Source organism: Stenotrophomonas sp. ATCM1_4 (genome assembly GCF_004348115.1).
GTDB lineage: Bacteria > Pseudomonadota > Gammaproteobacteria > Xanthomonadales > Xanthomonadaceae > Stenotrophomonas > Stenotrophomonas capsici.
Window position 1 is genome coordinate 1 of record NZ_QPFB01000004.1, and the last position, 7638, is coordinate 7638.

A 7638-nucleotide genomic window follows, 5' to 3' on the forward strand; every position below is an offset into this window, starting at 1 on the left:
AAGGGTACGAGAAAATTCCACTTTTGGCGTCAGCTAATCTGCGGGGGGATTACCGGAGGGCGCGGTCCAACGCGCACGGCTTGAGCGCAGCGTTGCGCCGCTCACGATCTTCTCGAATGCGTTTCTAGCGGGCCTGCCCCGCTGAGTCCATTTTTTGCCATTTTGTAGCCGATCAGTCTAAATCATGCAGCGATCTTGCTGCTGCCGTAGGAGGAGTGCCGATGTTCAACGCTGTATACATAGATAAGACTGGAAACGAACTGCAGGTCGACGTCAGGCAACTGGCTGAATCAGCTCTGCCCGAGGGCGACGTCACCGTCCAAGTTTCGCACAGCACACTGAACTACAAGGATGCGATGGCGATCACCGGCCGCGGTGGCGGGGTGGTGCGGTCCTTTCCGATGGTTCCCGGCATCGACTTGGCCGGCACCGTTCTTGAGTCGGCGGACCCGCGCTATCAGCCGGGTGACCAGGTGGTTCTCAATGGCTGGGGCGTGGGTGAGCGGCACTGGGGCGGCCTTTCGCAGATGGCACGCGTCAACGCCGACTGGCTGATCCCATTGCCCAAGGGCATGCAGCCCCAGCAGGCCATGGCAATCGGAACGGCCGGCTATACGGCCATGCTGAGCCTGCTGGCGCTGGAACGTCATGGCGTTACCCCCAGTGCAGGCGACGTCCTGGTTACCGGTGCGAGCGGAGGCGTGGGCAGCTTCGCCGTCACTTTGTTGGCCGATCGAGGCTACAACGTTGTGGCGTCCACCGGACGGCTGGAAGAGACCGACTACCTGAAGTCCCTAGGCGCAACCGAGGTGATTGATCGCAGCACGCTGTCCCAGCCGGGCAAGCCACTGCAGCGGGAGCGATGGAGTGCCGCGATCGATTCGGTGGGAAGCCATACCCTGGCCAACGTGTGCGCCGCCCTCAAGGAAAATGGCGCAGTGGCTGCGTGCGGATTGGCGCAGGGCATGGACTTCCCTGCCACGGTTGCGCCCTTCATCCTGCGCGGGGTGAGCCTGCTGGGAATCAACAGCGTCACGCGGCCCATCGCGGAGCGGCTTGTCGCGTGGGAGCGGCTTGCTGAAGATCTGGATATGGCCAAGCTCGACGCTATCTCCCAGCATGTTGGCTTAGGGGAGGTCGTGGCCAGCGCCGAAGCGCTGATAGCTGGACGCATCCGCGGACGACTAGTCGTCGATGTGAATCGTTGACCTATGAGCGGCGCCGGCCAACATCTGCAGAATGATCTCCAATGCAACGAACTTCTTTCCATCGGGGTTTCTATCACGCTTGCTTCAGATCAGGGCGACCATGCCGCCGAAGAAGAGTGGGAATCCACGCAGGGAGAAGGCAAGCGACTCTGAGTTGCCTGAATGAACGATCAGAATCGATAGCTGGCAGCCAGCGTGAAGTAGCGCCCGTAAACATCGTCGACTGCCATGTTGTAGCCGCCGGTGTAGAAACGATAGTTCACAGGACGTGAATCCAGCAGGTTGTTGATGCCAAGCGTATAGGACCAGTTTTCTGGACCCACGTAGCGGGCGTTGAGGCCCAGTAGTGTCGCCGCCGGATTGCTGCACTTGCCGGCATCGCGATTCTCCTTGGGGCACGGCTGTCCGGCGGGATAGGCGGATGAAGTGCCGAAGTGGCGCACGGTCAAGGTCGTGGTCCAGCGCCCATTTCGCCACTGCACGTCGCCCAGCAGGGTCAGCTTGGGGGTGTCGTGGCCGGCGTTCTCGACGGCTTTGGGCTGGATGATGCTCGAAGTGGTGTATCGGCTGAGATAGTGCGCCGCCAAATGGAAGCCAAGCTCACCAAACTCATCATGTCGCAAAAGATACCTGGAATCGAGCTCCCATCCACGGGTTTCGGACTTACCGATATTGGCCAGGAAGCGGTTGGCACGATAGAGCACGCCATTGGCGTCGCGGAGCAGGCCCTCCGGGAACAAGGAGGGGTGATCATAGGCATCCGCAATGCCGAACTCGTTGGTACGTGAAAGATGATAGCGATCCAATCTCGCGCTGAAAGCATGGGTCGGTGCCCAAGCCATACCGAAAGTCAGGCTGCGAGAGTGTTCCGCACGCAGATGTGGGTTGTCGCCGGCGCCATATTCAACCCGGCATCGATCCGCGCCCACGCGAATGCAGGGCAGCAGCTGCGGGGTGATGCGCATGAGCAAAGTCTGGGTGAAATCTTCGAAAGGCACGCGTACATCGTTTAGGCTGGGTGCTCGATATCCCTCGCCGAGACTGGCTCGCGCCAGAAAAGATGGGCTGGGTGTCCACTTGAACCCGATCCGGGGAGAGACGTTGGAGCGAAAGCCCTGGTGATGATCGAGGCGAGCGGCCAAGTCCATCTGCAACGTCCGGTGCAGTGGCAAATTGATCTCAGTGAAAATGGCGGAATCGCGACTATCTAGATCGTACGATCTAACGTCAGTTGAGCCGAAGGCGATGCCGTCGTTGATCTGCAGGGGGTCCGGAGCGCTTCGACGTCGTGCGAAATGAAACGCCGTTCCTACCACAATTCTTGAGGTCGCACCAAAGGCGTCAAATAACGAGCGGTTCGATGTAGCCTCCAGCGTGTCGACCGAGTAGTGGCCGGCGGGATGGATAGAACCTCGCATCGCGTTCATGAGTTCGGTGTTGTCCGATCCATCGATGCGGAGCCGATTGATGTTTTCGGTCATATTCGCCCAAAGCAGCACGTTATCGACAGTGCTACGCGCCCGGCTCTCGCTCCGGGATACGGCAACATCCCAGTTCCATCCGAGAGCCAGACCGCTCAGGCCAATGGATATGTCACTTGCGGTGCTGGCGGTATGGTTTCGAGGAGCGCCAAGTTCATAGAAGGCGTAGTCGACCAATGAGTTGGGGGCGGGGGCCAGTGCATAGTCCGGGTGGGATGGGCCGAGCGTGAAATAGCTGAAAACAGGTGAGAACTGCAGCGATTGCTCGCTACGGGTACGCGAACCCGAGAAGTAGAATGCAAGAGTACTGCCCAGCTCTTGGTCCCACTGGACGTATACAGATTTGCTTCGCGCCCGTGGTTGCAAAGTGCGGTATCTCGCTGCGTCAAAGCGACAATAGGGAGAATTCGGATTTTCTCCTGCTTGCTGGCACAAGGGAAGTGAACCTAAGGAGACCCCATACAATGTCGTGAATCCGATAGGTACGCGCCCATCCGCTAGTCCGAATCGGGAGCGATCGTTGGTATGCCAATCGCGGCGGTTGCCGCCCAGTTCGTCCTGCGAGGAATTGTCCGCTGCAAGCAGGACGTGCCCGCCCGTTCGTGTCTGCATCCCGAAGATCGCGGATGCTTGACGTGATAGCGCATCTCCCTGCTGGGACATGCCAAAGCGTGAGGAGACCTCGCCTCCCTCGTGGTCCTTCTTCAGGATGATATTGACGGTGCCCGCCATTGCATCCGCGCCATAGATCGCAGAGGCGCCGCCGCGCAGGATTTCGATACGGTCAATGAAACTCAACGGAATGCTGTTCAGATCGACGAGCCCGCCGAGATCGCTGGAGGCGAACCCGAATGAAGCAATGCGCTTACCGTTCAATAGATACAACGTTGCCCTCGGCCCCAGGGAATACAGGCTGGCGCCAGAGGCAACCACGGTTGGATATCTTCTCCCCTCACTGGCCACACTCATGGGGTGATGGGTCACGAGACCAGGGCGATCGCCCAGCAATTCGTAGAGCGTTTGCCGCCCACTGCGCTCAATCTCGTCCGCCGTTATCACGGTCATGGGGACGGACAGTTCCATGGAGGTCTGCGGAATGCGCGTGCCGGTGACGGTGACCGTGGCCAGCTCGGCCATGCTCGTTGCCGGAGCTGCTTGTGGACTTTTGACCGGGGCATCGGTTACGTGCGTCTGTCTGCTGGTGCTTCGCAGGAGGTAGGTGTTGGCGGTCACGGTGACTGCCGTCAGGTTGTGCTCGGCGAGGAGTTGGGCGAGCCCGGCGGCGAGGGTGTGATTGCCTCCCAATCCGTCGCTGTGTTTGCCGCGCACCAGCATGGGCGAATACAACAACTGGATATCTGCTTGACTGGCGAAAGCCTGCAGGGCGTCGTCCAGCGTGCCCGCGCCAATCTCATACCGGGAGGGCGTGGGAGTGCGTGCCGGTTCCGCGATGGCGCCTTGCGTGATGATCGCCAGGCACGTCAGAACGAACAGGCGCGCCAGATCATATTTGAGAGATTCACGAACTACAGTCGTTACGTGGCAATTGCCGCGAGGACTGATCGGCATGGTAGATAGTGCTCCCCAGCACTTAGTGATGCGACGCGGATAACTCGATCCGATTTCCATCGATGGGTTGCGCCTGCAGGCCCCAGCCCTGACGCAGGGTGGCCAGCAGCGCCGTTTGGTCACCAGCATTGAATACGCCGCTGACCCGGATCTCTCCCAACTCGCTCCCGGACAGTACCAATTGGCCATGGGAGTAGCGATTGAACTCCGTGACCAGATCGGCGAGGCGTTCTTCCTCGAAGATCAGACGCCCCTGGGTCCAGCCCTCTGCGACGTTGCGTTCGATGCGTTGCGGGGAGCCGAGCGTGCCATCTGCGTCATAGGCCAGTTGCTGCAACGGATGCAGTTCAATGGAGCGGCGGGGAGTATCCCCTTGCGTGCTGACGATGACACGCCCTTCCAGCAGGGCGACGAGGGTGCCCCCGTCCTGCCGCTGCACCTGGAAGACGGTGCCGAGCGCACGGACGCTGCCGTTTCCCGAGGTGACCACGAAGGGCCGATCGGCATCGTGCGCGACGCTGGCCTGGATACGGCCCTTGAGTAGCGCGACATGGCGTTGCGAGCGTTGGTAGGACACCTGGACGAGCGTATTGGTGTCCAGCACCAGGGAAGACCCATCCGGCAGGTCGACACGGCGCTGCTTGCCGATCTCCGTTGCATACGCGCTGGGTGGCGATGGCCGGGAATCCCCGAGAAGCCAGAGCCCTCCGCTGACCGCCAGCACCAGGGCGGCCGCCCAGGCCAGCGGACGGAGCCAGGCACGCTGGCGTCGAGTGGCCGGCGTGCGGACAGCCGGTCGCGGCTTGGCTTCGTGTAGCGCAGGATCGGCTGCCAATGCGCCGGCCAACTGATGGATGCGTTCGACCTCGGCGTAATCGAGCACGTTCCGGGGGGACAAGGCCAACCATTCCTCGAAAGCGGCGTGGTCAGACGCGGTGCATTCGGGTGACAGCAGGCGGGCCAGCCAATCTTCGGCCGAATCGGGGAAGTCCTGGAGAGAGGGGGTGTTCATGTGCGCTGCTCGGATACGCCCACCGGGGACGTCTGGTTAGAGAGCAACGTCCTCAGCGAGGACAGTGCCTTCCCGATGTGTTTCTCGACCGTCTTGACGGAGATGCCGCAATGCCTGGAGATCTGGGCGTAACTCATCCCTTCGATGCGGTTGAGCAGGTAGACCTCCCTGCAGCGCTCCGGGAGGAGATTGATGGCGGCCCGGACACGGGCGAGTTCCTCCCGGTCTTCGGCCCACTGTTCCGGCCGTGGCATCTCGTCCTGGATGTCGTGCGCCTGCAGCTCCATGTCCGACAGGGAGGTCTGGTAGAGGCCGGACTGTCGCCGCCGGGAATCGTGGAGCAGGTTGAGTGCAATCCGATACAGCAGGGGCTTCAGGGCTTCGACCGGTGCGTCGCGATAGCGCGTCAACTTGTAAAGACTTTCCTGGGCGATGTCCTGGGCATCGTCGAGGGAAATCCCCCGGCCGTGCAGGAAGCTGACCAGCATCGGGCGTTGCTCGCCCAGAAATCGTTCGAATGGCAGGTGGCTGATCCTGGCGTCTAGAGTGACACTCATTTGCCCCTGCCCGCGGAAGTTGGTCGTCTTTGTGACTGATTCTAACCAGCCCCGAAGTGATTTCACTAGCTGGGGTAGCAGGTAGCCCCTTCACCCGGGATGGAGGCGGTAACGGTCGCTTGCCGTCTAAAGGTCCCTCGGTACTTGCGCGCTCCGGCCCCCCCTTCTCTTTCTGCCTGCAACGATGGGGTAGGGAGGTACTGGGTGTTTTGCGTTTCCATGGAGGAGGAGGTGTGACCGGCTTCCAGCAGGCGGCATGGGTAAGTGGGGAAGCGCTTGGATCCGGGCGCTGAGGAGGCGGAGCGATGTGCCCTGCAGGGACAGCTGCGTGGGCGACATTGGATGCATTGGCCTGAAAAAAGTGACGCGTGGCTCATTTTTCATCCCCCTTGGCCCCACGCGTGCATGCGGTCAGCCGACGTGGCTGGAACGCTGCTGCTGCGGGAAGTACGGCTCTTCAGTGAAGAACTACCCGCCAGTGAGTGGTGGCGGGGAGTTCTGGCAGTACTTTGGGGGTCGCGCAGATGTTCGCGGCCAGGACAGATCTGTTTTGGGGAGCTCGCGTGCGAAATCCTGCCGTCTTCAAATCCATTCTGCGGACCGTCCGGTGTGTTGCCAGATGGAAGCCCCCGCACCGGCTCGCGGTGCTGGCCGTGCTGCTGTGGTCGAACTCGGTGGCGGCTGCTAACTATTCCGTAACCACCATAGCCGATGCAGCCGGCTCATGTACGGGAGCAAGCCCCAACTTCAACTGCCCCACATTGCGGGCCGCGATCATCGCGGCCAACGCGACCACGACTGCGGATGACACTATTCAATTCAGTGTGTCGGGAACGATCTCACTAGCGTCGTCGTTACCGCTGATCACAGACACGCTCGGTATCGATGGGAGCGGCATTACTTTGAGCAGCGGAGGCAATGGTTTCAGCCAGATCCGGTTCTCCGGCATCGGGGCCAGCAACAGCTTCCTGCAGAATATGGCCTTGACCGGCACGACAGCCAACAGCATGGTCACTATCGATAGCGGCGCGGCGGATGTCACGATACACAACAACACGTTGACAGGATCGGGCACTGTCTACGATGGCATTCGCTGTCTGAGCAGCAACAACTGCATCATCACAGGTAACACGCTGAATGGTACGTTCGCTTATGCCATCAGCCTGTACAGCACGGTCACTTCAGTCATCGCAAGCATTGGCACCATCAGCGAGAACATAGTCAATGCAACCACTTCGAACTCAAGTATCGGTGTAGGTGCTGTCAGCGGCGTAACCGTCAGTTCCAATGTGGTGCTCGCCGCAGGTGGCTGTGGAATCAGCTTGTATCAGGGCAATATCGTTGCCAGTAACGCGAATAATAGTGTGCTCAACAATACGGTTTCCGGTGGTGCCGGTACGGGAATATGCTTGTCTGACGGTCTTGGCGCGCAGACCACCGGAAATACGATTCAGGGGAACACTATCACCGGCATGGGGTTGTGGGGAATTCGGCTGAACTCTACGACTGCCGGCGGGATCACCAACAATGTCATCACCGGCAATACGATTACTGGGAACAGCCGTGATGGTATTGCCGTCATTGGGGCCGGCGCGCAGAACAATGCTATCTATGCCAACACCAGCATCTCCGGGAACGGTGGGCTGGGCATCGACTTGCTGGATAATGGCGTGACCCCGAACGATGCTGGTGACGTGGACACTGGCCCCAACGGGGTGCAGAACTTCCCGGTAGTCACCAGCATTTCGGGCAACACCGTCAAGTTCGTTCTGGATACCAGTGCAAACACCAACGGCTTCCGGATCGACTTC

5 protein-coding genes are annotated in these 7638 nt (G+C 60.3%); 2 read left to right on the forward strand and 3 right to left on the reverse strand.

Going from position 1 to position 7638, the window contains the following annotated elements; genetic code table 11:
- Positions 1 to 221: 221 nt before the first annotated feature.
- Positions 222 to 1208 (forward strand): MDR family oxidoreductase, encoded by a 987-nt coding sequence (locus ATCM_RS18960; protein ID WP_132866247.1) that lies wholly within the window; start codon positions 222 to 224, stop codon positions 1206 to 1208.
- A 170-nt stretch (positions 1209 to 1378) separates the two neighbouring features.
- Here ATCM_RS18960 and ATCM_RS18965 read toward each other — a convergent pair whose 3' ends face one another.
- The 3 genes from ATCM_RS18965 to ATCM_RS18975 are packed head-to-tail and all read right to left on the reverse strand — an operon-like array spanning position 1379 to position 5758.
- Positions 1379 to 4258, reverse strand: coding sequence for a TonB-dependent receptor (locus ATCM_RS18965; protein ID WP_165931249.1), 2880 nt, complete (start codon positions 4256 to 4258; stop codon positions 1379 to 1381).
- A 22-nt stretch (positions 4259 to 4280) separates the two neighbouring features.
- Positions 4281 to 5270, reverse strand: a complete 990-nt coding sequence (locus ATCM_RS18970; RefSeq protein ID WP_132866249.1) for a FecR family protein — start codon at positions 5268 to 5270, stop codon at positions 4281 to 4283.
- A complete protein-coding gene (locus tag ATCM_RS18975) occupies positions 5267 to 5758 on the reverse strand; it encodes a sigma-70 family RNA polymerase sigma factor (protein WP_132866250.1) in 492 nt (163 codons plus the stop codon). The genes ATCM_RS18970 and ATCM_RS18975 overlap by 4 nt, the downstream gene beginning before the upstream one ends.
- 722 nt (positions 5759 to 6480) lie before the next feature.
- Between ATCM_RS18975 and ATCM_RS18980 the strand changes: the two genes are divergently transcribed.
- The coding region (locus tag ATCM_RS18980) for a right-handed parallel beta-helix repeat-containing protein (protein WP_165931250.1) at positions 6481 to 7638 on the forward strand (1158 nt) is incomplete at its 3' end.

Bases quoted from the DNA above. Each gene is read 5' to 3' on its own strand.
- ATCM_RS18960 (WP_132866247.1), top strand. From the start codon at position 222: ATGTTCAACGCTGTATACATAGATAAGACTGGAAACGAACTGCAGGTC.
- ATCM_RS18965 (WP_165931249.1), bottom strand. From the start codon at position 4,258: ATGCCGATCAGTCCTCGCGGCAATTGCCACGTAACGACTGTAGTTCGT.
- ATCM_RS18970 (WP_132866249.1), bottom strand. From the start codon at position 5,270: ATGAACACCCCCTCTCTCCAGGACTTCCCCGATTCGGCCGAAGATTGG.
- ATCM_RS18975 (WP_132866250.1), bottom strand. From the start codon at position 5,758: ATGCTGGTCAGCTTCCTGCACGGCCGGGGGATTTCCCTCGACGATGCC.